The sequence below is a fragment of the Cyanobacteriota bacterium genome (assembly GCA_025054735.1).
Taxonomy (GTDB): domain Bacteria; phylum Cyanobacteriota; class Cyanobacteriia; order SKYG9; family SKYG9; genus SKYG9.
The window spans coordinates 1-1,794 of the sequence record JANWZG010000585.1; the positions used below are offsets into that span (position 1 = coordinate 1).

General features: G+C 47.3%; 2 protein-coding genes and 1 tRNA gene. 1 reads left to right on the top strand and 2 read right to left on the bottom strand.

Going from position 1 to position 1,794, the window contains the following annotated elements; genetic code table 11:
• Positions 1-11: 11 nt before the first annotated feature.
• Positions 12-83: transfer RNA gene (locus NZ772_18405), tRNA-Gln, on the bottom strand.
• A 148-nt stretch (positions 84-231) separates the two neighbouring features.
• Positions 232-1,131, bottom strand: coding sequence for a sugar ABC transporter permease (locus tag NZ772_18410; protein ID MCS6815529.1), 900 nt, complete (start codon positions 1,129-1,131; stop codon positions 232-234).
• Between the two features lie 296 nt (positions 1,132-1,427).
• Here NZ772_18410 and NZ772_18415 point away from each other — a divergent pair.
• Positions 1,428-1,794 (top strand): fatty acid desaturase (locus NZ772_18415; protein MCS6815530.1); only part of this gene is annotated, 367 nt, incomplete at its 3' end.

Here is a 1,794-nt window from a genome sequence, read left to right on the forward strand (position 1 = left end):
GTCGTATAAAACTGGGGCGCTAGGATTCGAACCTAGGAATGGCGGGACCAAAACCCGCTGCCTTACCGCTTGGCGACGCCCCAATAACACCAGCTAAACCTAGCTTATAGTAACAGTTCTCGATCCAATCAGACAAGCAATTTATTATTGACAACCAAACAAGCAATCTATTCTTGAAGTTTGCCAGTGAACAGGAGCGTCAACAGCGACCCAACAGTTGCAACTTAGCAACTATGGCGAAAACCGCGCTTGGCGATCAAAGGCTAGTCGCACGGCTGACAACACTAAAATCACCAAGAACATCACTAAGCCAATTGTGCAGGCGTAGTTAATTTCTAGATTTTGAAAGGCTTGTTCATATACATAATAGACCACAGTTTTAGAACTGTTCAAGGGGCCGCCTTGCGTCATGATAAACACCTCCTCAAATACTTTGGTTGCAGAAATTGCGGAGATGACAGCAACGAGGAATAGGTAGGGTCTCATGAGGGGAATGGTAATGTCCCAGTGTTTTTGCAGGCCATCGGAGCCATCGATCGCTGCTGCCTCATAAAGTTCTGTAGGAATGGCTTGTAATCCAGCTAGATAAATCACCATGTAGTAGCCTAATCCTTTCCAGATGGTCACCACCATGACGCTAAACAACGCTAGCTGAGGGCTAGTTAACCAGGGTACCCTCCTCAGAACGGGAAACATTGTCGCCAGCGGTGAGAGCAATTGATTGAACAAGCCATTTTCGGCATACAACCAACGCCAGGCAATGCCAGCGACCACCATAGAAATGATAACTGGCGTATAGTAAGCGGCTCGAAACCAATGAATGCCCCTAAGGGACTGGTTCACCAGAATTGCCAGCCCTAGAGGAACAGTCACTAGCACCGGCACAACACCTAGGAGATAGACCAGGGTATTCCGTAGGGTTTGCCAAAATACTGGATCCTTTGAAAGACGTTCAAAGTTTGCTAACCCCACCCACACTGGTGCCACAGTGAGGTCAACTCCATAGCGTGTGAAGCTGAGATAGAGCGCCTGCAACGCTGGATAGAAAACTGTCAGACACAATACAACTAATGCTGGTAATAAAAATAGATAGGGTGTCAGATGGGATTGAATGCGTTGGTAGGGATGCATAGGAATGCTGTAAGTAGTTGAAGCTCTGGGCAAAGCCTGGTTAATAGCGATTTCAGTAATCTGATTCTAGTCTGCTAATGGGGCAAGTGGCTGCTGGTGGCAGCAATGCCAGGAGTTATTGCTAGACAACGTAGCTCAGATTTCGAGTTCAGATTTCGGTATCAGGCATAACTAACTTGTCACAACAAGTTGCTAAAATGAGCAACACTTACCTGTTATAACAAGTTTGCTCTCGTTCGCCTGTTTTGACTATGCCTGATTGCTCACCCATGATGAACACTACTGAAACAATACCTTTGCAAACAGATTGGTTGGTGAAACCCCGTCAGATTCTCACTGTTCAGCAACTAACTGCCCTGAACCAGCGATCGAATCGTGCTGGCATTCTGCAACTAGCAGGACATTTGGCTATCCTCGGAATTAGTGGTTACCTGTGGGGCACAAATCATAGCGCTGGGTGGATTGCGGTGCCGGCGATCGTGGTCTATGGGTTTAGCCTAGCAGCAATGTTTGCCGCTCTGCATGAGTGTGTGCACCGAACAGCCTTTGCTAGCCAGCGTTGGAATGATATTGTGGCTTGGTTGGCAGGATTGCTATCGTTTTACAACAGCACTTTTTATCGCCGCTATCACAAGTGGCACCATCGTTACACCCAAATTCCAG

What these genes read in the sequence shown, in the direction of transcription:
- NZ772_18410 (MCS6815529.1), bottom strand. Translation starts at nt 1,131, where the DNA reads ATGCATCCCTACCAACGCATTCAATCCCATCTGACACCCTATCTATTT.